The organism is Pseudomonas sp. ef1, assembly GCF_007293365.2.
Classification (GTDB): Bacteria; Pseudomonadota; Gammaproteobacteria; order Pseudomonadales; family Pseudomonadaceae; genus Aquipseudomonas; species Aquipseudomonas siliginis.
Window position 1 is genome coordinate 5736958 of sequence record NZ_CM129815.1, and the last position, 25938, is coordinate 5762895.

The following is a 25938-nucleotide window of genomic DNA, read 5'->3' on the forward strand; positions in this document are numbered from 1 at the left end:
AGATCGCAGCCTTCGGCTGCTCCTACAGGGACTGCATTTCAGATCAGTAACCGACGGTATAACGCTGGCGCGAATGCTTCGGCGTTTCCACTTCGTCAATCAGCGCAATCGCGTAATCGGCAAACGTGATCCAGCTGCGTCCTTCGGCACTGACCAACAGATGATCCTTGCCGACGCGGAATGTGCCACTGCGCTCACCCTCGACGAACTCCGCCGACGGCGACAAAAAGGTCCAGTCCAGTTCCTGCTCCTGACGCAGCGCATCAAGAAACTCAGCACCTGCGCTCGCCTCGGCTTTGTATTCGGCCGGGAAACCGGCACTGTCGATCACCCGCGTGTCATCCGGCAGCAACAGCGAACCGGCGCCGCCGACCACCAGCAAGCGCTTCACGCCCGCCTGTTTTACCGGTCCGACAATCGCCGAGGCCGGGACGGAGGCGAAATGCGCTGCGCTGATCACTGCGTCGTGACCGGCCACCGCCGCTTGCAACGCTGCCGAATCCAGTACGTCGAGGCTCTTGCTGACGACACCGGCACGGCTGCCGATCTTCGAGGTATCGCGGGCAATGGCGGTGACGCTGTGGCCGCGACGCAGGGCTTCTTCCAGCAATTGGCTACCGGCACGGCCGGTGGCACCAATGATTGCGATCTTGCTCATGACATTCTCCAGTTGGCTTGAAAATGCTGCGTGTTCAGGTTCGGCTTACCACTGCATCTCGCCCTTGGCGACTTTTGCGCTGAGTTCCAGCGAGCTTTCCTCGCCGAGTTGCGGGTAGCGTTTTTTCATCGCAGCGATCAGTGCAGCAGAGTCTTTGGCCTTGGCGGTTTCGGCATCGAAGGCTTTGATGTAATCAGCGGTGAATTTCACGCTGGTCAGCGAGCGGCTGCTGTCACCCAGGTAATGACCGGGCACCACGGTTTGCGGTTTCAGGCTTTCGATGGTGTGCAGGGTGTGCAGCCAGTCGGCGTGGGATTGCGCGGTCTGGGTGTCGGCCATCCACACATGAATGTTCTCGGCGACCACTACGCCACCGACCACTGCTTTGAGCGACGGGATCCATACGAAGCTGCGATCCGGTTGCTTGCCGTCGAGGCCGATCACCTGCAATTGCTTGCCTTCGAGGGTCAGGCTGTCGCCCTTGAGCACGTCCGGGACGATGGTTTTCGCCGGCACGTCGGCGCCCATTTTCGGCCCCCAGTAGGCCAGTTTGCCGTCGACGGTGTGCTTGATGTGATCGACAGTCGGCTGCGAAGCCAGCACTTTCGCCTGCGGGAATGCCTTGGTCAGGGTGTCGAGGCCAAAGTAGTAATCCGGGTCGCCATGGCTGATGTAGATGGTGGTCAATTGCTTGCCGCTGGCGCGGATCTTTTCCACGACCTGCTCAGCCTGGGATTTGCCGAATTGCGCGTCGACCAGAATCGCTTCTTTCTCACCGTTGACCAGCACCGAGCTGACCGGGAAAATCGCCTGGGTGCCCGGGTTGTAGACATCGAGGCTCAGCTCGGCGGCGGATGCCTGGGCGGCAAAGCCGAAAAATGCTGCGGCGAGCAGAACGCGTTTGAAGGGGGTGAAGCCGCTCATGTGTTGCTCCGGATTGCGAATGCCAGTCTGGCGATGCAACAGAGCTTAGTTGCCAGACTCAGTACAAAAAATGCGATGCTTGGACATAGTTTGTTTCTGAAAGCGGGCAAATCATGGATCGGCTTCAAGCAATGCGGGTATTCGTCACGGTCGTGGACCTCGGCAGCCAGTCGGCGGCGGCCGACCACCTCGACCTGTCTCGGCCGGTGGTGTCGCGCTATCTGGCGGAGCTGGAAGACTGGGTCGGCGCGCGGCTGATGCACCGCACCACGCGCAAATTGAGCCTGACCGCCGCCGGCAGCGAAATCCTCCCGCGCTGCCGGCAGATGATCGACCTGTCGCACGACATGCAGGCCGCCGTCAGCGAACCCCATGACGCGCCGCGCGGATTGCTGCGGATCAGCGTCAGCACCTCGTTTGGCCAGGCGCAACTGGCCGATGCGATGGCGGCATACGTCAAGCTTTACCCAGGCGTGAGCATCGATCTGCAGATGCTCGACCGTACGGTGAATCTGGTCGATGAGCGCATCGATCTGGCGATTCGCACCAGCAACGATCTTGATCCGAATCTGATCGCCCGGCGCCTGACCGTTTGCCGCTCGGTGGTCTGCGCAGCACCGGCGTATCTGCTTGAGCATCCGGCGCCGTTGCGGGTGGAGGAACTGAGCCGACACAACTGCCTGACTCATTCCTATTTCGGCAAGAGCCTGTGGCATTTCGAGGAGGATGGCGAACCGGTTTCGGTACCGGTGCAGGGTAATATCAGCGCCAACGAGGCCAGCACCCTCCTACGCGCAACCCTGGCCGGCGCGGGCGTGGCGATGCTGCCGACCTACCAGGCTGGCGTTCATATTCACAGCGGCGAACTGCTGCGCTTGCTGCCACATGTCGAACCGCGCCAGATGAATATCTACGCGGTGTACGCCTCACGCAAACACATGCCGGCGGCACTGCGCAGCATGCTCGACTTTCTTGTGCAGCGTTTCCCGGAGAACCCCGCCTGGGATGTGGGATTGTAAAAGTCAAAAGATCGCAGCCTTCGGCAGCTCCTACATTTGGAATGCGTTTCCACTGTAGGAGCTGCCGAAGGCTGCGATCTTTTGATCTTGTTCTATGCTCAAAGTAATACCGCAAGGTAGACGTTCAGAGGTCGAACACCGTGAACATCAAAACAAAAAGGTACGCCGCCATTTTCATCACCTGCGCCGCCACGCTGGCGCTGTACGGCACCGCTGCCTGGCGGGTCGAGCAGTTGCGCCAGCTGCCGCGCGAGTATGCGAGCTGCAACTACGAGCGGTGTATTCCGCACAATGCCACGCTGAACGCATTGCGCTGATAGACCTGCGCTGGAATGCAACTGCTGTGGGAGCGAGCCTGCTCGCGAATGCGCAGTGTCAGTCAGCCTAGTTGCTGAATGAAAGACCGTATTCGCGAGCAGGCTCGCTCCCACAGGGCTCATCAGCGCATCAGGATTGTTGCTCGGCCTTCAAGCGGTCGCGGAATGCCTTTGGTGAAATCCCCACGCGGCGGCGGAACAGGCGCGTGAAGTTGGTTGGATCGGAAAAACCGAGCAACTCCGACATCTCGTAAATCGTCATGCTGGTGTAGGTCAGCAGGCGCTTGGCTTCCAGCAACTGACGCTCGTGCATGATCTGCAACGCCGGTTGCCCGGCCAGTTCACGGCAGGTGCCGTTGAGATGCGACACGGAGATGCCCAGGCGATGCGCGAGGTCTTCGACCTTGACGTGCTGGCGGTAAGTCTCTTCCACCAACTGAATGAAACCGTTGAGGTATTCGCGTTGGCGCTGCGGGCGCTGACTGGCCTTGTGGCGGACGATCGCCTGACGGCTGACCCAGACCATGATCACACTGACCAGCGAATGCATGAGCATTTCCCGCGCCGGTTGATGGCCGTTGTACTCGGCCTGCAATGCTGAAAACAGGCTGTTGAGATAATCGCCATCCTTGCCGGCCGGGTAGTTTTCCGCCCGAGCCAAGGCGTGTACCGAATCGCCCAATTGCGCCTGCAAATGATTGATCAGCGGCGTGGCCAAGGTGACGATGAAGCCTTCAACATCCTCGGAAAAACGAAACCCGTGCACCGATAACGGTGGCAGCACCTGAATCGCTGGCGTCTCGAGTTGCGTGCGCTGGCCTTCGATTTCGAGCTCTGCCTGACCTTTGAAAACGAACAGCAGCTGGCACAGATCCGCGTGGCGGTGAGGTTTGATTTCCCAGTGATGTTCGCGACTGCGCGCGGAAATGGTTTCACAGTGCAGCAAGTCCGGGGTCGGCCAGTCCAGGCTTTCACCGTAGAGCTTGAACACCGGAATAGAAGGCAGGGCAGGCTTGTTCATACTTCAATCCAGGCCTCTGGTTTTTGGGCGATAATCGCACCGATTGGCAGAATGTACAGGTATCGGCTCAGTTTTCACCTTCAATTGACAGACCCGCAAGGGAAAAATGCAAGCACTCGATCCATAAAATCATTCACCGGCTGTTGCTGCGTGAAGCTTGCGAGTCATAAAAACAATGAAAACCCTGAAAACCCAAGTCGTCATTATCGGCGCCGGTCCTTCCGGACTGCTCCTCGGCCAGCTGCTGCACAACGCTGGCATCGAAACCCTGATCCTCGAACGCCAGACGCCTGATTACATTCTTGGGCGCATCCGTGCCGGTGTGCTTGAACAAGGCATGGTAGAGCTGCTGCGTGAGGCCGGCGTCGGTCAGCGAATGGATGCCGAAGGTCTGGTTCATGGCGGCTTCGATCTGGCGCTGGAAGGGCGTCAGGTGCACATCGATCTGCACGCTCTGACCGGCGGTAAAACAGTAATGGTCTACGGTCAGACCGAGGTCACCCGCGACCTGATGGCCGCTCGTCGGGACGCGGGGGCGCTGACAATTTATCAGGCGAGCAATGTCGTTCCCCACGGCATGAAAAGCGACGAAGCTTTCGTCACCTTCGAAAAGGACGGTGAAAGCTGGCGCGTCGATTGCGATTACATCGCCGGTTGCGATGGTTTCCATGGCGTCGCGCGGCAGTCGATTCCGGCCGATTGCCTGAAGATCTTCGAGCGGGTCTACCCGTTCGGCTGGCTGGGCATTCTCGCCGACACGCCGCCGGTTCACGACGAATTGGTCTATGCCCGCCACGAGCGTGGCTTCGCTTTGTGCAGCATGCGTTCGGCCACCCGCACCCGCTATTACCTGCAAGTCCCGGCAGATGAAAACGTCGATGACTGGAGCGATCAGCGTTTCTGGGATGAGCTGAAAAAACGCCTGCCGGATGCCCTCGCGGAAAAACTGGTGACCGGCCCTTCGATCGAAAAAAGCATCGCGCCGCTGCGCAGTTTTGTCGTCGAGCCAATGCAGTACGGGCGCATGTTTCTCGTCGGCGACGCCGCACATATCGTACCGCCGACTGGCGCCAAGGGCTTGAACCTGGCGGCCAGCGATGTCAGCACGTTGTTCAATATTCTGCTGAAGGTCTATCGCGAAGGCCGCACTGATCTGCTGGAAAAATACTCGGAAATCTGCCTGCGCCGGGTGTGGAAAGCCGAACGGTTTTCCTGGTGGATGACGTCGATGCTGCATCGCTTCGACGAGCACGATGAATTCAGCCAGCGCATCTGCGCTTCGGAACTGGACTATTTTGTCAGCTCGCAAGCCGGGCAAAAAACCATTGCAGAAAATTACGTCGGGCTTCCGTACGAGGCTATCGAATAGCTTCCTACCGACTTACACTGCGAGCATCCACCCGCGCGCGATGGCCGCGCGGGTCCATCAATGCCCGCAGGCTCGCCCGTGACCACTCTCAATCAACCTGAAACGCCCAAACCGGCCATTCGCAGCGTGCTGGTCGCCTTGATGATGGCGATCTTCCTCGGTGCGCTGGACCAGACCATCGTCGCCGTATCGATGCCGGCGATCTCCGCGCAATTCAAGGACGTCAGCCTGCTGGCCTGGGTGATTTCCGGTTACATGGTGGCGATGACCGTGGCGGTGCCGATCTACGGCAAACTCGGCGACCTGTACGGGCGACGCAAACTGATGTTGTTCGGCATGGGCCTGTTCACCCTCGCCTCGCTGTTCTGCGGTATGGCGCAGAGCATGGAACAACTGGTGCTGGCGCGAATCCTTCAAGGCATCGGCGCCGGCGGCATGATCTCGGTGAGTCAGGCGATCATCGGCGACATCGTCCCGCCACGTGAACGCGGGCGCTATCAGGGTTACTTCAGCAGCATGTACGCCGTGGCCAGCGTTGCCGGCCCGGTGCTCGGCGGCTACATGACCGAATATTTGTCGTGGCGCTGGGTGTTTCTGATCAACCTGCCGCTGGGCCTCGGCGCCTGGTGGGTGGCGCGGCGCAATCTGCGCGGCTTGCCGATTCCGCAGCGCAAACCGGTGATCGATTATCTCGGTACGGTGTTGATGATCATCGGCCTGACCGCGTTGCTGCTCGGCATCACCGAAGTCGGCCAGGGCCATTCATGGCGCAGCAGCGAAGTGCTCGGCCTGTTCGCTTGCGCCGTGGTGGTGCTGGCGCTGTTCGTCTGGCATGAACGCCGTGCACGTGAGCCATTGCTGCCGATGCACTTGTTCACCAATCGCAGCGCGCTGCTGTGCTGGTGCACGATCTTCTTCACCAGTTTCCAGGCCATCTCGCTGATCGTGCTGATGCCATTGCGTTTCCAAAGCGTCACCGGGGCTGGCGCCGACAGCGCGGCGTTGCACTTGCTGCCATTGGCGATGGGCTTGCCGATCGGTGCCTATTTCGCCGGCCGCCGCACCTCGATCACCGGACGCTACAAACCGCAGATTCTCACCGGGGCGATCCTCATGCCGATCGCGATTCTCGGCATGGCCTTCAGTCCGCCACAAGCAACGCTGCTCAGCGGTCTGTTCATGCTGCTCAGCGGCATCGCCGGCGGCATGCAGTTCCCGACCTCGCTGGTCGGCACGCAAAACTCGGTGGAACAACGCGACATCGGCGTCGCCACCAGCACCACCAACCTGTTCCGCTCACTGGGCGGCGCGGTGGGCGTGGCGTTGATGTCGGCGCTGCTGCTGGCGTTGCTGCACGATTCCAGTTTCGCCCACCTGACGAACAGTTCGCTGATCAGCGAAGGGCATTCGGGCAACGTCCTGCTCGATGGCCTGAACGCCGCACCCGGCGAAGCGCAGAACGCTTTGCGCGCGGAGCTGCTGGTGACCTTCCGCCACTTGTTCTGGGTCAGCACGGCAGTGTCGTTGCTGGGGCTGGCAGCGGCGATTGCCATGCCGAACAACCTGCTGCGCGGACGCGAACACGGCGCGAAATGAGCCTTTTGCGCTGATCGTTGCCACGCTCTGCGTGGGAATGCCTCAACGGACGCTCTGCGCTCGGCCTTGGATGGGACGCAGAGCGTCCCGGGCTGCATTCCCACGCGGAGCGTGGGAACGATCATCGCGCGCTCAAGGGCTGTAGTAGCCCACCGCGACGAGGAAATGCCCGACCTTTTTCAGGTACGCATGCTTGTCCTCGATCTTGCCGGTCACCGGGTTTTTCCAGCGGTATTCGTATTCGCCTTCATCCTGCTTGCCGATCAGCGCCAGAATCGGCTCGCCCACTGGCTTGCCTTCCGGGTCCTTGACCTTGCCAAAATCAGTGTTGATCAAGCGCAGATTGGTGCCGTGGGCGACATACCGCTGGTTGTTCAGATCGACCACGAAGACATACAGGTCATCCTGCAGATATCCGCCCTTGAGCGAGTTGATCGCAACCAGCGTGCCCTTCTCGTCCTTGCCCAGATCCGTCGCGGCTTTTTCCAGCAGGGCCTTGGCCTGCTCAGCCGACGCCCGTGGCAAGTAGTAACCCACCGCGAGAATGCGCTGCCCGACACGCTGATAAAACACATGCTTGCGCTCGACCTTGCCGTCGGCCCAGTTCTGCCAGCGGTATTCGGCCTGCTGGATGCCGTTGCCTTCCGGCACTTTCAGCGCATCCTTGAACGCCTTCTGCAGATCCGGACCGAGCACTTCGCTGACATCACGGCCGATCAGCGCCGATGACGGCCCGCCACTGGCAAGCATGACGCCTTTGGTGTCGAGGACGAACACGTAGCGATCCTTGTCGACGAACTCACCCTGGCGGCTGAAGGCGGCGAAGGCCTTGTCGCCATTGTCGTGGTAGTAGGCCAAGGCTTTTTCCAGCAGGGCGATGGCCGCCTGACTGTCATCCTTGGTGGCGGTGGCGGCGCTGGCCTGGCCGAAGGCGGCCAACAACATCAGGCCGAGCCAGGCCACTTTATGCAAAAAACCCATAGCGCATCCCTCGTTCTTTTTGGTGTTTCAAGAGCGTAGACGGCTTGGGCTGATGTACGAGTATTCAGAATGATGCAGGGCATTACAGACCCCTGTGGTGGGGGGACAAAGCCCTCCGGACAACACATCAGTCGCTACGGGCGGGAATTGATCTGCTGCTGCAGGTTCTGGATCTGCGCCTGCAAGGTGTTGAGGTTGCGGGTCATCTGCGCGCGGAACGCATCGAACTCGGCGGTATTGCCGCCACCCTGCGGCGCTGCCGGGCGATTGTCCTGCTGACTTTTCAGCACCACGATGTCCTGCTCCAGACGATCGATCGCCGCGCTCGGGTTGCCCTGTTTCTTCAGCGCGGCGATATCGGCACCGAGGCTTTTGAACTGGGCGTCGAAGGCTTTCAACTGCGCATCGACCTTGCTGGTATCGGCGGGGGTGCTTTTGATGGTCGCCAGCTCGGCGCTCAAGGCTTTGACCTGAGCCTGCAACTGCGTATTGGCGTTCTGCTGTTCGGTGGTCTGCGCGGTCATTTGCGCCAGCCGCTTGTCCAGCTCACTGGCCTGACCGGCCACGCCTTGCTGCTGCTTGCTCTGGTCGAGCAGCTTGCCTTCGAGTTGTTTGATCTGCAGCTTCAGCGCTTCGCTGTCACTGTTGACGTTGCTCTGGCTGGCGACAACCTTGCCGGAAATATCCTGCAGGCGCCCCGCCGCTTCTTCGCTGATGCGGGCGAAGCTTTCCTGGGTGGCGACCAGTTGCTGCTCCATCAACGAAATCTGCTGGAAGCTCCACCAGGCCAGACCGATGAAGGCGAAAAACAACGCACCGACCAGCGCCCACAGCGGCCCGGTGCTGGCGGCCCTGACCTTGACCACTGGCGCCGTGCGCGAATGCACGGAAGTGCGGGGGCCGGGCGCGATGTCATCGTCGTCGAACGGGTCAGCGCGCAGGCTTGGCACGTTATCGAAATCGTCGTCGTGGGCATCGTTTCGCATGGACATTGAGGCAACCTTTGGCAAACGCGGTGATGGCTAAATGCTGCGAAGTATAACCGTCGCAGCCGCAGGCATTGACCCTCAACCCGCAAGGCGGTTCATTGCCGCCCGGCCGAATCGTTTCAACGGATGTCTTGGGCTTTCCACCACGCACAGAACTCATCGAGGGCAGCCCAGAGGCTGACTTTCGGATCGTAGTCGAGATAATGCCGGGCGCGGCTGATGTCGAGGGTGAAATTTTTTTTCATGACCTGCATGCCCAGGCGCGACAGGGTCGGCTCCGGGCGTCCCGGCCAGAGCATGCACGCGCCTTCGTTGAGCGCCGCGACGCTGTACGCGAGACCGTAGGAGCGATATTTGCGCACCTGATCGACGTCCATCCGCCGCATCACGTAATTGACCACGTCCCACAGCGGCACCGGCGTACCGTTGCTGATGTTGTAGGCCTTGCCGAGCGCAGAACCTTGGGCCAACAGGCTGCTGAGCATGGCTTCGTTGAGGTTTTGCACGCTGGTGAAATCGACCTTGTTCAAGCCGTCGCCGATGATCGCCAGCCGGCCCTTGCGCTGCATCTTCAGCAGGCGCGGGAAGATGCTCATGTCACCGGCACCGGTGACGAAACGCGGGCGCAGGGCGATGGTTTCCAGACCGAACTCCTGGGCACCGAAGACTTTCTGCTCGGCCAGATATTTGGTCGCGGCGTAGGGATGCTTGAAGCGTTTGGGCACTTGCTCTTCGGTCAGACCGAGATGGTCGCGGCCATCGAAATAGATCGACGGCGACGACAGATGCACCAGCCGCCGTACCCGCTGCTTGAGGCACGCTTCGACGACGTTTTCGGTGACTTCGACGTTGCCCTGATGAAAGTCCTGATAACGCCCCCACACGCCAACCGCACCGGCGCAATGCACCACGGCCTCGACATCGCTGCACAGATCCCTCACCAGATCGGCGTCGCTCAGATCGCCCGGCACGAACTCCGCGCCCCGGCGCACCAGATGCTCGACGCTCTCGGCCCGGCGACCGTTGACCCGCACTTCAAGGCCCTGCTCCAGGGCGAAACGCGCAAAGCGCCCGCCAATAAAGCCACTGGCGCCGGTAACCAAAATCTTCATCAAAAACTCCAGGGAAGCAGCTGCAAGCTTCGAGCTTTCAGCTGCAAGTTGAAACGGTACGTGTTCTTGCCGCTTGCAGCTTGACGCTTGTTGCTGCTTTCAAGCCACTAGCCATTGCTTTGAGGAGCGCAGCAGTTGTTCGGTCAGTAGATTGAGCAACTGGCCGCCATTGCGCCAATGATGCCAGTACAGCGGCACGTCGATCGGTTTATCTGGCAGCAATTCGCGCAGCACCCCGCGTTGCAATTGCTCGCGCACTTGCAGTTCCGGCACCAGGCCCCAACCCAGACCGGCCTCGGTCAGGCGGATGAAGCCTTCGGAGGACGGGCATAAGTGATGTTCAAAAGCGCCGTCGACGCCCAACAGCGCCAGATAGCGATGCTGAAGGAAATCGTCCGGGCCGAACACCAGCGCCGGGGTGCGCGGCAGCTGTTCGGCGCGCACGCCTTCGGGAAAATGCCGAGCGAGGAAGGCTGGACTGGCCAAGGCGCGATAACGCATGGCGCCGAGCAATACGCTGCGTGCGCCGGCCACCGGCCGCTCGCTGGCACACAGGCATGCGGCCACTTCACCCGCACGCATGCGCTTGAGGCCGACCGTCTGGTCTTCGACGATCAGGTCGAGCAACAAATGCTGCTCGGCGCAGAAATCGCCGACGGCCTCGGCCCACCAAGTGGCGAGGCTGTCGGCGTTGAGGGCGATGCGCAGGCGATCCGGCAAGCCTTCTTCGTCGAGCGCCGGCACCACTGATTGCAAGTCGCGCTCGAGCAGACGCACCTGCTGCACATGGTTGAGCAAGCGTCGGCCGATCTCGGTCGGCGATGGCGGTGTTTCGCGCACCAGCACTGGCTGGCCGACCCGCGCTTCAAGCAATTTGATGCGTTGGGAAATGGCCGACTGCGACAGGCCGAGCACCTGTGCGGCGCGATCGAATCCGGCCTGCTCGACCACTGCGGCGAGCGCGGAAAGCAATTTATAGTCGAACATCAGTTTTCCTAATGGGCGATCAGCACTATTGGTTTTTCTTATACAGCGTCACACCGGAGAATAGCCAGCAAGCACTCTCTTTCAAGGATCTCTCCCATGTGGCAAAGCTACGTAAACGGCCTGTTGGTGGCGTTCGGCCTGATCATGGCGATCGGCACGCAGAACGCTTTTGTCTTGGCGCAAAGCCTGCGCCGTGAACACCATTTGCCGGTGGCGGCATTGTGCGTGGTGTGTGACGCAATTCTGGTCGCGGCCGGGGTGTTCGGCCTGGCGACGATCCTGGCGCAGAACCCGACCCTGCTGGCGATCGCCCGTTGGGGCGGTGCGACGTTTCTGATCTGGTACGGCAGCCAGGCGCTGCGCCGGGCCTGCTCGAAACAGAGCCTTGAGCAAGGCGAAAACCAGACCGTGCGTTCGCTGCGCGCGGTCATGCTCAGCGCGCTGGCGGTGACCTTGCTCAACCCTCATGTTTATCTCGATACGGTACTGCTGATCGGCTCGCTGGGCGCGCAGCAATCGGTGCCGGGCGCTTATGTGGTCGGTGCGGCGAGTGCATCGTTGCTGTGGTTTTTCACCCTGGCCCTCGGCGCGGCGTGGCTGGCACCGTGGCTGGCACGCCCGAGCACATGGCGCATTCTCGATCTGGTGGTGGCGTTGATGATGTTTGCCGTCGCCGCGCAGTTGATCATCGCCGGATGATTTATTCGCAAAGGCTCTGGAACCTCTATCCCACACAGTTGTTGCGTGGTTAAGGCGCGACCCCGGTGCTATGATCCGAACCCTGCGCCGCAAAGAGTAAAAACTCGCCGGTGCATTTCCGGCCGCCCGTGATCGGCCTTGCGCTCACCGCAACAGACCTGATTAGGAGAATCATCATGGCTTTCGAATTGCCGCCGCTGCCTTACGCACACGATGCCCTGCAGCCGCACATCTCCAAGGAAACCCTGGAGTTCCACCACGACAAGCACCACAACACCTACGTCGTGAACCTGAACAACCTGGTGCCAGGCACCGAGTTTGAAGGCAAGACCCTGGAAGAAATCGTCAAGACTTCTTCGGACGGCATCTTCAACAACGCCGCTCAGGTCTGGAACCACACCTTCTACTGGAACTGCCTGGCGCCAAACGCCGGTGGTCAACCAACCGGCGCACTGGCAGATGCCATCAACGCAGCGTTCGGTTCGTTCGACAAGTTCAAGGAAGAATTCAGCAAAACCTCGATCGGCACCTTCGGTTCCGGCTGGGGCTGGCTGGTGAAAAAGGCTGACGGTTCCCTGGCCCTGGCCAGCACCATCGGCGCCGGCAACCCGCTGACCAGCGGCGACACCCCGCTGCTGACCTGCGACGTCTGGGAACACGCTTACTACATCGACTACCGCAACCTGCGTCCGAAGTACGTTGAAGCGTTCTGGAACCTGGTCAACTGGAAGTTCGTGGCCGAGCAGTTCGAAGGCAAAACCTTCACCGCTTAAGCTGCGCGCCAGATGAAAAACCCGGCTTCTGCCGGGTTTTTTTATGCCCGGCGCATGGCGTTTCTCGCACGGTAAAAGCAGCTTCGCGCCGTTTGCCGCCAGCCCCCAGCGGTCTACCATCACAGACAGGAAAAAATCTTTGGCCCAGTGCTCAAGTTGAAGGCAATTGCAACCGACACAGTTAATTCAGAGCTATTACTCAAATGACGACATTGCGGCCAGGATCACGGCGACTTTTCCCGTGCCCGATTGTCCCTTTGACTGCCAACCCGGGATTGCCAATACTCATGGCAACTTGACGCTACCCGCACGGAACAAGGAATAACCCTTTGAAGCTGGAACTCAAGAACAGCTTGTCGGTGAAGTTGCTCCGGGTCGTGCTCCTGTCGGCATTGATCGTAGGCGTAGTCTTGAGCTGCGCGCAGATTGTCTTCGATGCCTACAAGACCCGTCAGGCGGTTGCCGGCGACGCCGAGCGCATCCTCGACATGTTCCGTGATCCGTCGACCCAGGCCGTCTACAGCCTGGACCGGGAAATGGGCATGCAGGTGATCGAAGGGCTGTTCCAGGACGACGCCGTGCGTCAGGCCTCTATCGGCCACCCCAACGAAGCCATGCTCGCGCAGAAATCCCGCGAACTGCAGCATTCCAATAGCCGTTGGCTGACCGACCTGATTCTCGGCCAGGAACGCACCTTCACCACGCAACTGGTCGGCCGCGGCCCCTACAGCGAATACTACGGCGACCTGAGCATCACCCTCGACACCGCCACCTATGGCGAAGGGTTTATCGTCAGCTCAGTGATCATTTTCATTTCCGGGGTGTTGCGCGCACTGGCGTTGGGCCTGGTGCTGTATCTGGTCTATCACTGGCTGCTGACCAAACCGCTGTCGCGAATCATCGAGCACCTCACCGAAATCAACCCGGATCGTCCCAGCGAGCACAAGATTCCGCAGATCAAGGGCCACGAAAAGAACGAACTGGGCCTGTGGATCAATACTGCCAACCAGTTGCTCGAGTCCATCGAACGCAACACTCACCTGCGCCACGAAGCGGAAAACAGTCTGTTGCGCATGGCCCAGTACGACTTCCTCACCGGCCTGCCGAACCGCCAGCAATTGCAGCAGCAACTGGACAAGATTCTCGTCGATGCCGGCAAATTGCAGCGCCGCGTCGCGGTGTTGTGCGTCGGCCTGGATGACTTCAAGGGCATCAACGAGCAATTCAGCTACCAGACCGGCGACCAATTGCTGCTGGCCCTGGCCGATCGTCTACGTGCCCACAGTGGTCGCCTGGGCGCCCTCGCCCGCCTGGGCGGCGATCAGTTCGCGCTGGTGCAGGCCGACATTGAACAGCCTTACGAAGCAGCAGAACTGGCGCAGAGCATTCTCGATGACCTCGAGGCGCCGTTCGCCCTCGACGATCAGGAGATCCGCCTGCGCGCGACCATCGGCATCACCCTGTTTCCGGAGGACGGCGACAGCACCGAGAAGCTGTTGCAGAAAGCCGAGCAGACCATGACCCTGGCCAAGACCCGCTCGCGCAATCGCTATCAGTTCTACATCGCCAGCGTCGACAGCGAGATGCGCCGTCGTCGCGAGCTGGAAAAAGATTTGCGCGATGCGCTGATCCGCGACCAGTTCTACCTCGTCTATCAGCCGCAGATCAGCTATCGCGATCACCGCGTGGTTGGCGTCGAAGCGCTGATTCGCTGGCAACATCCGGAACACGGTCTGGTGCCGCCGGACCTGTTCATCCCGCTGGCCGAACAGAACGGCACGATCATCGCCATCGGCGAGTGGGTACTCGATCAGGCCTGCAAGCAATTGCGCGAATGGCACGATCAGGGTTTTGTCGATCTGCGCATGGCGGTCAATCTGTCCACCGTGCAACTGCACCACGCCGAGCTGCCACGGGTGGTCAACAACCTGCTGCAAATGTACCGCCTGCCGCCGCGCAGCCTGGAACTGGAAGTCACCGAAACCGGCCTGATGGAAGACATCACCACCGCCGCCCAGCATCTGCTCAGCCTGCGCCGCTCCGGTGCGCTGATCGCGATCGACGACTTCGGCACCGGCTACTCGTCCCTCAGCTATCTGAAAAGCCTGCCGCTGGACAAGATCAAGATCGACAAGAGCTTCGTGCAGGACCTGCTCGATGACGACGATGACGCGACCATCGTTCGGGCGATCATTCAACTGGGCAAGAGCCTGGGCATGCAGGTGATTGCCGAGGGCGTGGAAACCGCCGAGCAGGAAACCTACATCATTTCCGAGGGTTGCCACGAAGGTCAGGGCTACCACTACAGCAAACCGCTGCCGGCGCGGGAGCTGGGTATTTACCTCAAGCAGGCGCAACGCAGCAACGCGGCTATTTTATAAGATCGCAGCCTTCAGCAGCTCCTACATTTGAAATGCGTTCCTCCTGTAGGAGCTGACGAGTGCAACGAGGCTGCGATCTTTTGATTTTCATGCGCAAATAAGAAATATTTCCAAGCACGCCTTTACACATAATGCGAAAGATTTGCATTATGTCGCAGTTTTGCGCGCCACCGGCGCCAGTCCACTCAACTACCGAAGCAGGATGTTCGCCATGATTCGTATGCCTCTGGCTACCGCCAGTCTGCTGGCCATCGCTATTTCCCTCGCCGGTTGCGGCGAAGGCAAGGACAAAGAAAAAGCCTCCGAAATGACTCCGGCTTCCAGCAGCGCTGCTCCAGCCCCTGCCGCTGCACCGGCTCCTGCTGCCGGTAAAGTTGACGATGCTGCCGCCAAGGCTGTGGTCGCGCACTACGCCGACATGGTCTTCGCCGTTTACAGCGATGCCGAATCCACCGCGAAAACCCTGCAAACTGCGGTCGACGCGTTCCTCGCCAAGCCGAATGCCGACACCCTCAAAGCCGCCAAGGCTGCCTGGGTCGCCGCGCGCGTGCCGTACCTGCAGAGCGAAGTGTTCCGCTTCGGCAACACCATCATTGACGATTGGGAAGGTCAGGTTAACGCCTGGCCGCTGGACGAAGGCCTGATCGACTACGTCGACAAATCCTACGAGCACGCACTGGGTAACCCGGGCGCCAGCGCCAATATCATCGCCAACACCGAAGTGCAGGTCGGCGAAGACAAAGTCGACGTGAAAGAGATCACCCCGGAAAAACTCGCCAGCCTCAACGAGCTGGGCGGCTCGGAAGCCAACGTCGCCACCGGCTACCACGCGATCGAATTCCTGCTCTGGGGCCAGGATCTGAACGGCACCGGCCCTGGCGCTGGCAACCGTCCGGCCTCGGACTACCTGGAAGGCGCCGGCGCCACCGGTGGTCACAACGAGCGTCGTCGCGCCTACCTGAAAGCCGTAACCCAACTGCTGGTCAGCGATCTGGAAGAAATGGTCGCCAACTGGAAGCCGAACGTGGCCGACAACTACCGCGCCACCCTGGAAGCCGAGCCAGGCGAAACCGGCCTGCGCAAAATGCTCTTCGGCATGGGCAGCCTGTCCCTGGGTGAACTGGCGGGCGAGCGCATGAAGGTTTCCCTGGAAGCCAACTCCCCTGAAGACGAGCAGGATTGCTTCAGCGACAACACCCACTACTCGCACTTCTACGACGCCAAAGGCGTGCGTAACGTTTACCTGGGCGAGTACACCCGTGTTGACGGCACCAAGCTGACCGGCGCCAGCCTGTCGTCGCTGGTGGCCAAGGCCGACCCGGCTGCCGACACCGCGCTGAAAGCCGATCTGGCCGCGACCGAAGCGAAGATCCAGGTCATGGTCGATCACGCCAACAAGGGTGAGCACTACGACCAGTTGATCGCTGCCGGCAACACCGCTGGCAACCAGATCGTTCGCGACGCCATCGCCGCGCTGGTCAAGCAGACCGGCTCGATCGAAGCCGCTGCGGGCAAACTGGGCATCAGCGACCTGAACCCGGACAGCGCCGATCACGAATTCTGATCGCAGCGTCCGCGTCAAAAAGAGGCGACCTTCGGGTCGCCTTTTTCATACCCCATGTTCACAGTCCCCTGTAGGAGCTGCCGAAGGCTGCGATATGTTGATCTTGATTTTTGAAGATCAGAATCAAAAGATCGCAGCCTTCGGCAGCTCCTACAGGGGGTTTGCATCGCTCTGCAGATTTGCGCTGTATCAAGCAAACGATAATTCCTCTTATTCAAACTCCCCCGCCCTGTTAGACTTTGCGCCTTCATTTTTGCCCGTCCGCAGGATGTCTGATGCCCTCGCTGCCTCTTCGCTTGTCCGCACTGTTGCTGGCCCTGGGCCTGAGTGCCTGCGATGACGCCCCGCGTTTCACCAAGGCCGAGCCGGGGGAAGCGCGTTCGGGCGGTGCGGCGACCGTGCGCAAGAGCGATCAGAACGCCTTCTCCCTGCCATCGGCCAACCTGCCGCCCTCGCGGCGCGTGGATTTCAGTGTCGGCAACAGCTTTTTTCGCAGCCCATGGGTCATCGCGCCGTCGACCACCACCGCCCGCGACGGCCTAGGCCCGTTGTTCAATACCAACGCCTGCCAGAACTGCCACATCAAGGACGGTCGCGGTCATCCGCCGGCACCTGATGCAAGCAATGCAGTGTCGATGCTGGTGCGCCTGTCGATTCCCGACACGCCGCAATACGCCAAAGTCATCCAACAGCTCGGCGTAGTGCCGGAGCCGGTGTATGGCGGGCAGTTCCAGGACATGGCCGTGCCCGGCGTTGCCCCGGAAGGCAAGGTGCGGTTGGACTACACGCCGGTGCCCGTACGCTTCAAGGACGGCACTGAAGTCGAGCTGCGCAAACCGACCTTGCAGATCACTCAACTCGGTTACGGGCCGATGCACCCGGACACGCGTTTTTCCGCGCGGGTAGCGCCGCCGATGATTGGTCTGGGCCTGCTCGAAGCGATCCCTGAAGAGACGATCCTCGCCAACGCCGCCGCCCAGGCGAAAGAGAACAACGGCATCAATGGCCGACCCAACCAGGTCTGGGATGACCAGTTGCAGAAGAGCGTTATCGGCCGGTTCGGCTGGAAAGCCGGGCAACCGAATCTCAATCAACAGAATGTTCACGCGTTCTCCGGTGACATGGGCCTGACCACCAGCCTGCGGCCGTTCGACGATTGCACAGAGGCGCAGACTGCCTGCAAACAGGCGCCGAACGGCAATGGCCCGGACGGTGAACCGGAGGTGAGCGACAACATTCTGCGGCTGGTGCTGTTCTACAGCCGCAATCTCGCAGTGCCGGCGCGCCGTGGCGTCAACGATCCACAGGTGCTGGCCGGCAAGAATCTGTTTTTCCAGGCCGGTTGCCAGTCGTGCCACACGCCGAAATACACCACTGCCGCCGATGCCGCCGAACCGGAATTGGCCAATCAGGTGATTCGTCCATACAGCGACTTGCTGCTGCATGACATGGGCGAAGGCCTGGCGGACAACCGCACGGAATTCAAGGCCTCCGGCCGCGACTGGCGCACGCCGCCGTTGTGGGGGATTGGTCTGACGCAAGCGGTCAGCGGTCACACCCAGTTTTTACATGACGGTCGCGCACGCAACCTGCTCGAAGCGGTGCTCTGGCATGGCGGCGAGGCGACGGCGGCGCAGCAACAGGTTTTGTCTTTCAATGCCGAGCAGCGCGCTGCGTTGCTGGCTTTTCTGAACTCACTTTAAATACTGTAAAAGCATCGGGAGCCCGACATGTTCCGTCCCAAGTTACTGTTCACCAGCCTTGCCGCGCTCGCCCTCGGCGCCTGCTCGCCGCAGGACCCGCAAGCGGTCACTTCGGCGGCGATCGCCAAATCGGTGATCCTGCCGACCTACACTCGCTGGGTCGAAGCCGACAAGCAACTGGCGGTCAGCGCCCTCGCCTACTGCCAGGGCAAAGAGACCCTGGAAACCGCCCGTGCCGATTTCCTCCACGCGCAGAAAGCCTGGGCCGAACTGCAACCGCTGCTGATCGGTCCGCTGGCCGAGGGCAATCGTTCGTGGCAGGTGCAGTTCTGGCCGGACAAGAAAAACCTGGTTGGCCGTCAGGTCGAGCAACTGGTCGTCGCCCAGCCGCAGATCGATGCCGCCGCACTGGCCAAATCCAGCGTCGTGGTGCAGGGCCTGTCGGCTTACGAATACATCCTCTTCGACGCCAAGCCTGACGTCGCCAACGACGCGCAAAAAGCCAAATACTGCCCGCTGCTGATCGCCATCGGCGAACGCCAGAAGCAACTGGCCGAAGAAATCCTGCAGGGCTGGAACAACACTGACGGCATGCTCGCGCAGATGAGCAAGTTCCCTAACCAGCGCTACGCCGACTCCCACGAAGCGATCGCCGATCTGCTGCGCGTACAAGTGACGGCACTGGATACCCTGAAGAAAAAACTCGGCACGCCGATGGGCCGGCAGAGCAAAGGCGTGCCGCAGCCATTCCAGGCGGATGCGTGGCGCAGCCAGTCGTCGCTGTCGGCGTTGGAAGCCAGCCTTGCCGCAGCCAAAACCGTCTGGGAAGGCGTCGACAACAAAGGCCTGCGCGGTCTGCTGCCGGCCGAGCAGAAACCGTTGGCGGACAAGATCGATGCCGCTTACGCCGCCTCGCTGAAACTGTTCGACAGCACCCAGCGTTCGCTCGGCGAAATGCTCGAAGACGACGCCGGGCGCCAGCAACTCAACGATATCTACGACAGCCTCAACGTCGTCCATCGCCTGCATGAAGGCGAGCTGGCCAAGGCGCTGGGCATCCAACTGGGCTTCAACGCCAACGACGGTGACTGATGAGGGCGAGTGCCATGCTGCGACGTCAGGTTCTGACTTTAGGTAGTGCACTGCTGGGAGCAGTGACGCTGGGCGGCTGGACGCTGTTCAAACGCAAGGATCAGAGCCCGCTGCTGCTGTCGGCGCGCGACGATACTGACGGCAGGCATTACGCCGTCGGCTATCGGCTCGACGGTACGCGGGTGTTCGCCACCCACGTCGGCCAGCGTTGCCACGACATCATCAACCACCCGACGCAACCGCTGGCGCTGTTCGTCGCGCGGCGTCCGGGAACCGAGAGTTACCTGATCGACCTGCGCGACGGCAAGCTGCTGCAGACCGTGACCTCGCAGCCGGACCGGCACTTCTACGGCCACGCCGTGGTGCACAAGGACGGCGAATACCTGTACGCCACCGAGAATGACACGAGCGATCCCGGCCGTGGCCTGCTCGGCGTGTACAAGTTCGAAGGCGAACGGCTGGTGCACACGGGCGAGATTTCCACTCACGGTCTCGGTCCGCATCAGGTGTCGTGGATGCCAGACGGCGAGACGCTGGTAGTGGCCAACGGCGGGATTCGCACCGAGGCGGAAAGCCGCGTCGACATGAACCTTAACGCCATGGAACCGAGCCTGGTGCTGATGCAGCGCGACGGCACATTGCTGAGCAAGGAAACCCTCGCCCAGCAGATGAACAGCGTGCGCCACCTGGGCATCGCCAGTGACGGCACCATCGTCGCCGGTCAGCAATTCATGGGGCCGTCCCACGAGCGTTCGGAGCTGTTGGCGATCAAGCGACCGGGACAAGCGTTCGTGGCGTTCCCGGTGGCCGAGCAGCAGTTGCAGGCGATGGGGCACTACACCGCCAGCGTCGCGGTGCACAGCGATCTGCGTCTGGTCGCGTTGACAGCGCCGCGCGGCAATCGCTTCTTTATCTGGGATCTGGACAGCGGCGAACTGCGCCTCGATGCGCCTTTGCCTGATTGCGCCGGCGTCGGTGCGGTAAAGGATGGCTTTGTCGTGACCTCGGGGCAGGGCCGTTGCCGTTACTACGATTGCCGCCAGGAACAACTGCTGGCCAAGCCGCTGGAATTGCCGGCGGGGCTCTGGGACAACCATCTTCATCTGATGGCCTGATACCCCCCATTTTTGAGATGGCCCCCCATCCTGTGGCGAGGGGATTTATCCCCGTTGGGTGGCGCAGCCGCCCTTAAAACTGCAATTGCGGTATGACTGAAGGATTCAGGGGGCCGCTTCGCAGCCCAACGGGGATAAATCCCCTCGCCACAGGGTTCATATCCGGCCTTCACGTAATAACTGCCAGTTGGAATCCCCACCTGACTCGGAGTAATGTGCCCGCCTGTCTCATGATTTATCCAAGGAACTGGAAATATGCTGCGTCGCCGCATGCTGATCATGTTGGGTGTTGTTTTGCTGATCGTCCTGATACTGGGCGGATACAAAGCCTTTTCGATCTACACGATGATCCAGGGCTTTTCCAAGCCCAAGCCGCCGATCAGCGTCGCCGTGGCCACTGCCGGCGAACAGCCGTGGCAGATGCGCCTGCCCACCGTCGGCACGCTCAAGGCCCTGCAAGGTGTCGACTTGAGTCTGGAAGTCGCCGGCACCGTCACTGAACTCAAATTCGAATCCGGGCAGAAGGTCAAGGCCGGGCAACCGCTGCTGCAACTCGACAGCGCCGTCGAGACCGCTCTGCTGGAAACTGCCCGCGCCGACCTCGGTCTGGCGCAGCTTGATTTCGGCCGTGGCGCGCAACTGGTCGACAGCCGCGCGATCTCCAAAGGCGAGTACGACCGCCTCTCCGCCGTGCTGCAAAAGAACAAGGCCACGGTCAACCAGCTCAACGCATCGCTGGCGAAAAAGCGCATCCTCGCGCCGTTCAGCGGCACTATCGGCATCCGCCAGGTCGACGTCGGCGACTACCTCGCCAGTGGCACCAAAATCGCCACGTTGCAGGACTTGAGCAGCCTCTACGCCGACTTCTACGTGCCCGAACAAGCGGTGCCGAAACTCGCTATCGGCCAGCCCGTGCAGTTCACTGTCGCCGCTTATCCGGGACAGAACTTTGTCGGCAAGATCAGCGCGATCAACCCGATCGTCGAAAGCACCACGCGCAATATTCTGGTCCGCGCCACCCTCGCCAACCCCGACGGCAAACTGTTGCCGGGCATGTTCGCCAGCCTTGAAGTGCTGCTGCCTGATCCGCAGAAGCACATCGTCGTGCCGGAGAGCGCGATCACCTACACCCTGTACGGCAACTCGGTTTACGTGGTCGGGCAGAAGAAGGCCGAGGACGGCAGCGTCGCCAAGGATGACAACGGCCAACCGCTGCTGATTGCCGAGCGGCGCTTCGTCGAGACCGGTGAACGCCGCGATGGCCTGGTGATGATCAACAAGGGCGTGCAGAGCGGCGAACAAGTGGTGACGGCTGGCCAGATCAAACTGGACAACGGTGCGCCTATCGCCATCAGCGACGACAAGACCCTCGGCGAGCAGAACAGTCCGCCTCGCGCCGACTGATCAAGGAATTCCCATGGCTTTTACCGATCCGTTCATCCGCCGCCCGGTGCTCGCCACCGTGGTCAGCCTGCTGATTGTGCTGCTGGGCTTTCAGGCCTGGAGCAAGCTGCCGCTGCGCCAGTACCCGCAAATGGAAAACGCCCTGATCACGGTGACCACGGCTTATCCCGGGGCCAACGCCGAAACCATTCAGGGCTACATCACCCAGCCGATGCAACAGAGCCTGGCCAGCGCCGAAGGCATCGATTACATGACCTCGGTCAGCCGGCAGAACTTCTCGGTGATCTCGATCTACGCGCGCATCGGTGCCAACACCGACCGCTTGTTCACCGAACTGCTGGCCAAGGCCAACGAGGTAAAGAACAAGCTGCCGCAGGACGCCGAAGACCCGGTGCTGAGCAAGGAATCCGCCGACGCTTCGGCGCTGATGTACATCAGTTTCTTCAGCGAGGACCTGAGCAACCCGCAGATCACCGATTACCTGTCGCGGGTCATCCAGCCGAAACTGGCGACGCTGCCGGGCATGGCCGAAGCGGAAATTCTCGGCAACCAGGTGTTCGCCATGCGCCTGTGGCTCGACCCGGTGAAACTCGCCGGCTTCGGCCTCAGCGCCGCCGACGTGACCGCAGCGGTGCGCCAGTACAACTTCCTCTCCGCTGCCGGCGAAGTGAAAGGCGAGTACACCGTCACCAGCATCAACGCCAACACCGAACTGAAATCCGCCGAGGCCTTTTCGGCGATTCCGCTCAAGGTCGATGGCGACAGCCGCGTGCTGCTGCGTGATGTGGCGCGGGTGGAAATGGGCGCGGAAAACTACGATTCGATCAGCTCGTTCGGCGGCACGCCGTCGGTGTACATCGGCATCAAGGCCACCCCCGGCGCCAACCCGCTGGACGTGATCAAGGAAGTGCGCAAGCTGATGCCCGAGCTGGAAGCGCAGCTGCCGCCGAACCTGAAAAGCGAGATCGCCTACGACGCCACGCTGTTCATTCAGGCCTCGATCGATGAGGTGGTGAAGACCTTGTTCGAAGCGGTACTGATCGTCATCGTCGTGGTGTTCCTGTTCCTCGGCGCGTTGCGTTCGGTGGTGATCCCGGTGGTGACCATTCCGCTGTCGATGATCGGCGTGATGTTCTTCATGCAGATGATGGGTTACTCGATGAACCTGCTGACGCTGCTGGCGATGGTGCTGGCCATCGGTCTGGTGGTGGACGACGCGATCGTCGTGGTGGAAAACATCCACCGGCACATCGAGGAAGGCAAGACGCCGTTCGACGCAGCCCTGGAAGGCGCCCGGGAAATCGCCATGCCAGTGGTGTCGATGACCATCACCCTGGCGGCGGTGTATGCGCCGATCGGTTTCCTCACCGGGCTGACCGGAGCGCTGTTCAAGGAGTTCGCCCTGACCCTGGCCGGTGCGGTGGTGATCTCCGGCGTCGTCGCCCTGACACTGTCGCCGATGATGTGCGCGTTTCTGTTGCGCCACGAAGAGAATCCCAGCGGCCTGGCCCATCGTCTCGACCGCGTCTTTGAAGGCCTCAAGCGCCGTTATCAAAGCATGCTGCATGGCACGCTCAATACGCGGCCGGTGGTGCTGGTGTTCGCGGTGATCGTGCTGTGCCTGATTCCGGTGTTTCTCAAGTTCACCAAGTCGGAACTGGCCCCGGACGAAGACCAGGGCATCATTTTCATGATGGCCAGCGCGCCGCAGCCGACTAACCTCGACTACCTGAGCACCTACACCGACGAGTTCATCACCATCTTCAAGGAGTTTCCCGAGTACTACTCCTCGTTCCAGATCAACGGCTACAGCGGCGTGCAGGCCGGTATCGGCGGTTTCCTGCTCAAGCCGTGGAATGAGCGCAGCCGCACGCAGATGGAAATCCTCCCCGAGGTGCAGAGCAAACTGGAGAGCATTCCCGGCCTGCAGATCTTCGGTTTCAACCTGCCCTCCCTGCCCGGCACCGGTGAAGGCCTGCCCTTCGAATTCGTGGTCAACACCGCCAATGACTATGAACTGCTGCTGCAAGTCGCCGAGCGCATCGAGAAACGCGCCATGGAGTCAGGCAAGTTCGCCTTCGTCGACCTCGATCTGGCGTTCGACAAGCCGGAAGTAGTGGTCGATATCGACCGCGACAAGGCTGCGCAGATGGGCGTGTCGATGCTAGACCTCGGCAGCACGCTGGCGACCTTGCTGGGCGAGGCGGAGATCAACCGCTTCACCATCGACGGGCGCAGCTACAAGGTCATCGCCCAGGTCGAACGGGCCTACCGCGACAACCCGGACTGGCTGAACAATTACTACGTGAAAAACACCCAGGGCGAATTGCTGCCGCTGTCGACGCTGATCAAGGTCAGCGACCGCGCACGGCCGCGCCAGCTCAATCAGTTCCAGCAGCTCAACGCGGCGAAGATTTCCGGTTTCCCGCTGGTGAGCATGGGCGAAGCCATCGACACCGTGCTACAGATTGCCCGCGAAGAAGCACCGGCCGGGTTTGCCTTCGATTACGGTGGTGCCTCGCGCCAGTACGTGCAGGAAGGCAGCGCATTGTGGGTCACATTCGCTCTGGCGCTGGCGATCATCTTTCTGGTGCTGGCCGCACAGTTCGAAAGCTTCCGCGATCCGTTGGTGATTCTGGTCACCGTACCGCTGTCGATCTGCGGCGCGCTGATTCCGCTGTTCCTCGGCTGGTCGAGCATGAACATCTACACCCAGGTGGGGCTGGTGACGCTGATCGGCCTGATCAGCAAGCACGGCATCCTGATCGTCGAATTCGCCAACCAGTTGCGCAAGGACAAGGGCCTGAGCGCCCGTGACGCGGTGGAGGAAGCGGCAGCAATTCGCTTGCGCCCGGTACTGATGACGACGGCGGCAATGGTGTTCGGCATGGTGCCGCTGATTCTGGCAACCGGCGCGGGCGCCGTGAGCCGCTTTGATATCGGCATGGTGATTGCCACAGGGATGTCGATTGGCACGCTGTTTACGTTGTTCGTGCTGCCGTGTGTCTATACCTTCCTGGCGAAACCGGATGCCAGGACGTGACCCTGCAGGAGTTGCCGAACGCTGCGATCTTTGATTGATCGTTCCCACGCTCTGCGTGGGAATGCAGCTCGGGACGCTCCGCGTCCCATTGGGACGCGGAGCGTCCTTTGAGGCGTTCCCACGCAGAGCATGGGAACGATCAAGCAAGATCAAAAGATCGCAGCCTTCGGCAGCTCCTACACAATCCGTATTCCAAATAAAAGGCCTCGCAATTGCGAGGCCTTTTATTTGGGCTTGAATCGTTTCAACTGGCTGGCCTCATCCCTTGAGACAGTCCGAACATGAACAACAGCAGATCATGATCGGGCTGGGTCGCCACGGAAGCCTTGGCCACCCGTGGAACCGAACAATGAGCGTCGTTCCCGGACGCCCCTATGACCTGCATGCGCGGCTGCTCCCAGGCAGCCACCGCCAGTGAAGCAACTGCCAAGGCCCCGATCAGGAACAAACCTCGTGCAATTTCGAGTTTCATCGCTATAAACCTTTGATAGCGCTGCCAAACGCCGTCTCATAAAAGTAGACGAGTTTCTTCCAGTCGGCATCGCGGAACGACGAATGGCGACGCAGTTGCTTCATGTCATGCTGCGCGGCGCGATAGGGGGTCAGACGCTGGCGGCACTTCTCCAGATCGATCAACGCCACTTCAACCTTCGCCGCTTCGCCCTCGCCGGTGACCCGAACGAAAACGTGCTTGATGTAAATGCAGCTGTGCTGCCAGCGGCCCTTGTGCATGCGCGCCAAGTTTTCGGCGAGGTCCTTGAGGACTTTCTCGTAAACCACGTCGCCACACTGATCGCGACCACCGGCAGCGGCCAGCCAGTGTTCCAGTTCCTGGAAACCATCGAGCGATTTGGTGACAAGCAGCGCGCGCCATTTGTACTGCGGATCCGGCTGGGCGCCGCAAAAGACGATCTGCGGTACGCGCACGCCGAGTTTGCTAACGCCAGTCAGGGCGTCGAGTTCACGCAATACGGTCGGGCGACCGAAGGGGTGCAACCAACTGCGATAGATGTGCCCGGTCTGGCGCTTGGCGTACAAAAGCTGCCCGTCACGGTCGACGATGCGCTGCACCCCGCTTTCGCCACCACGGCGCACATTGGGCTCTTCAACCCATTCGCCGCGCTGGTTCCAGTAATAATCGAAACGATCCTGGGGAGCGACATCCGCTTCAACCGCTGCTTGCACTGCCAT

General features: G+C 60.9%; 22 protein-coding genes. 13 read left to right on the plus strand and 9 right to left on the minus strand.

The genetic code is table 11. The features are described from left to right. Window positions 1-43: 43 nt before the first annotated feature. Window positions 44-658: an NAD(P)-dependent oxidoreductase gene (locus tag FEE99_RS26185; RefSeq protein WP_041479836.1), complete on the minus strand. Its 615-nt coding sequence runs from the start codon at window positions 656-658 to the stop codon at window positions 44-46. A gap of 45 nt (window positions 659-703) precedes the next feature. After that, complete coding sequence (locus FEE99_RS26190; RefSeq protein WP_041479837.1) at window positions 704-1582, minus strand: MBL fold metallo-hydrolase; 879 nt, start codon at window positions 1580-1582, stop codon at window positions 704-706. A 113-nt stretch (window positions 1583-1695) separates the two neighbouring features. On the opposite strand from FEE99_RS26190, the gene FEE99_RS26195 reads away from it, so the two are divergent. Both FEE99_RS26195 and FEE99_RS26200 read left to right on the plus strand, forming a co-directional pair. Further along, entirely contained in the window at window positions 1696-2601 is a 906-nt protein-coding gene (locus FEE99_RS26195) for a LysR family transcriptional regulator (RefSeq protein WP_218186500.1), read from the plus strand. Window positions 2602-2741: 140 nt separating this feature from the next. Further along, window positions 2742-2918, plus strand: coding sequence for a hypothetical protein (locus FEE99_RS26200; RefSeq protein WP_016773438.1), 177 nt, complete (start codon window positions 2742-2744; stop codon window positions 2916-2918). 130 nt (window positions 2919-3048) lie between these two features. On the opposite strand, the gene FEE99_RS26205 is transcribed toward FEE99_RS26200, so the two are convergent. Further along, window positions 3049-3939: a helix-turn-helix domain-containing protein gene (locus tag FEE99_RS26205; protein WP_041479839.1), complete on the minus strand. Its 891-nt coding sequence runs from the start codon at window positions 3937-3939 to the stop codon at window positions 3049-3051. Between the two features lie 175 nt (window positions 3940-4114). On the opposite strand from FEE99_RS26205, the gene pobA reads away from it, so the two are divergent. Further along, a complete protein-coding gene (gene pobA / locus FEE99_RS26210; protein WP_041479840.1) occupies window positions 4115-5308 on the plus strand; it encodes a 4-hydroxybenzoate 3-monooxygenase in 1194 nt (397 codons plus the stop codon). A gap of 78 nt (window positions 5309-5386) precedes the next feature. Further along, a complete protein-coding gene (locus tag FEE99_RS26215) occupies window positions 5387-6904 on the plus strand; it encodes an MDR family MFS transporter (RefSeq protein ID WP_041479841.1) in 1518 nt (505 codons plus the stop codon). 132 nt (window positions 6905-7036) lie between these two features. Here the strand turns inward: FEE99_RS26215 and FEE99_RS26220 are convergent, their stop codons facing one another. The 4 genes from FEE99_RS26220 to FEE99_RS26235 all read right to left on the minus strand — a co-directional run bounded on the left by FEE99_RS26220 (window position 7037) and on the right by FEE99_RS26235 (window position 10973). Beyond that, window positions 7037-7885, minus strand: coding sequence for a cache domain-containing protein (locus FEE99_RS26220; RefSeq protein ID WP_041479842.1), 849 nt, complete (start codon window positions 7883-7885; stop codon window positions 7037-7039). Between the two features lie 134 nt (window positions 7886-8019). After that, window positions 8020-8877 carry an ATPase gene (locus FEE99_RS26225; protein WP_041479843.1) on the minus strand — a complete coding sequence of 286 codons (858 nt, stop codon included), beginning with the start codon at window positions 8875-8877 and terminating at the stop codon, window positions 8020-8022. A gap of 116 nt (window positions 8878-8993) precedes the next feature. After that, window positions 8994-9986, minus strand: coding sequence for an NAD-dependent epimerase/dehydratase family protein (locus tag FEE99_RS26230; RefSeq protein ID WP_041479844.1), 993 nt, complete (start codon window positions 9984-9986; stop codon window positions 8994-8996). A 99-nt stretch (window positions 9987-10085) separates the two neighbouring features. After that, window positions 10086-10973, minus strand: coding sequence for a LysR family transcriptional regulator ArgP (locus tag FEE99_RS26235; RefSeq protein ID WP_041479845.1), 888 nt, complete (start codon window positions 10971-10973; stop codon window positions 10086-10088). A gap of 96 nt (window positions 10974-11069) precedes the next feature. On the opposite strand from FEE99_RS26235, the gene FEE99_RS26240 reads away from it, so the two are divergent. The 9 genes from FEE99_RS26240 (at window position 11070) to FEE99_RS26280 (ending at window position 24747) form a co-directional block, all read left to right on the plus strand. Further along, the gene (locus FEE99_RS26240) at window positions 11070-11672 is read left to right on the plus strand and encodes a LysE/ArgO family amino acid transporter (protein WP_016773432.1); all 603 of its coding nucleotides are present in this window, start codon (window positions 11070-11072) and stop codon (window positions 11670-11672) included. A 176-nt stretch (window positions 11673-11848) separates the two neighbouring features. Next, window positions 11849-12445, plus strand: coding sequence for a superoxide dismutase (locus FEE99_RS26245; protein WP_143979080.1), 597 nt, complete (start codon window positions 11849-11851; stop codon window positions 12443-12445). Between the two features lie 329 nt (window positions 12446-12774). Further along, on the plus strand, window positions 12775-14826 hold the full coding sequence (locus FEE99_RS26250) for a putative bifunctional diguanylate cyclase/phosphodiesterase (RefSeq protein ID WP_016773430.1): 2052 nt from the start codon (window positions 12775-12777) through the stop codon (window positions 14824-14826). A gap of 211 nt (window positions 14827-15037) precedes the next feature. Further along, window positions 15038-16390, plus strand: a complete 1353-nt coding sequence (locus tag FEE99_RS26255; protein WP_041479846.1) for an imelysin family protein — start codon at window positions 15038-15040, stop codon at window positions 16388-16390. A 275-nt stretch (window positions 16391-16665) separates the two neighbouring features. Next, the gene (locus FEE99_RS26260; RefSeq protein WP_041479847.1) at window positions 16666-18093 is read left to right on the plus strand and encodes a di-heme oxidoreductase family protein; all 1428 of its coding nucleotides are present in this window, start codon (window positions 16666-16668) and stop codon (window positions 18091-18093) included. Window positions 18094-18120: 27 nt separating this feature from the next. Next, window positions 18121-19185 carry an imelysin family protein gene (locus FEE99_RS26265; RefSeq protein ID WP_041479848.1) on the plus strand — a complete coding sequence of 355 codons (1065 nt, stop codon included), beginning with the start codon at window positions 18121-18123 and terminating at the stop codon, window positions 19183-19185. Between the two features lie 14 nt (window positions 19186-19199). Further along, entirely contained in the window at window positions 19200-20300 is a 1101-nt protein-coding gene (locus FEE99_RS26270; protein WP_041479849.1) for a DUF1513 domain-containing protein, read from the plus strand. Window positions 20301-20555: 255 nt separating this feature from the next. Then, on the plus strand, window positions 20556-21704 hold the full coding sequence (locus FEE99_RS26275; RefSeq protein WP_041479850.1) for an efflux RND transporter periplasmic adaptor subunit: 1149 nt from the start codon (window positions 20556-20558) through the stop codon (window positions 21702-21704). Between the two features lie 13 nt (window positions 21705-21717). Then, window positions 21718-24747 (plus strand): multidrug efflux RND transporter permease subunit, encoded by a 3030-nt coding sequence (locus FEE99_RS26280; protein ID WP_041479851.1) that lies wholly within the window; start codon window positions 21718-21720, stop codon window positions 24745-24747. A gap of 244 nt (window positions 24748-24991) precedes the next feature. On the opposite strand, the gene FEE99_RS26285 is transcribed toward FEE99_RS26280, so the two are convergent. Together FEE99_RS26285 and FEE99_RS26290 are read right to left on the minus strand one after the other, a co-directional pair. After that, the gene (locus FEE99_RS26285; RefSeq protein WP_041479852.1) at window positions 24992-25219 is read right to left on the minus strand and encodes a hypothetical protein; all 228 of its coding nucleotides are present in this window, start codon (window positions 25217-25219) and stop codon (window positions 24992-24994) included. Between the two features lie 2 nt (window positions 25220-25221). Next, window positions 25222-25938, minus strand: a complete 717-nt coding sequence (locus tag FEE99_RS26290; RefSeq protein ID WP_041479853.1) for a lipopolysaccharide kinase InaA family protein — start codon at window positions 25936-25938, stop codon at window positions 25222-25224.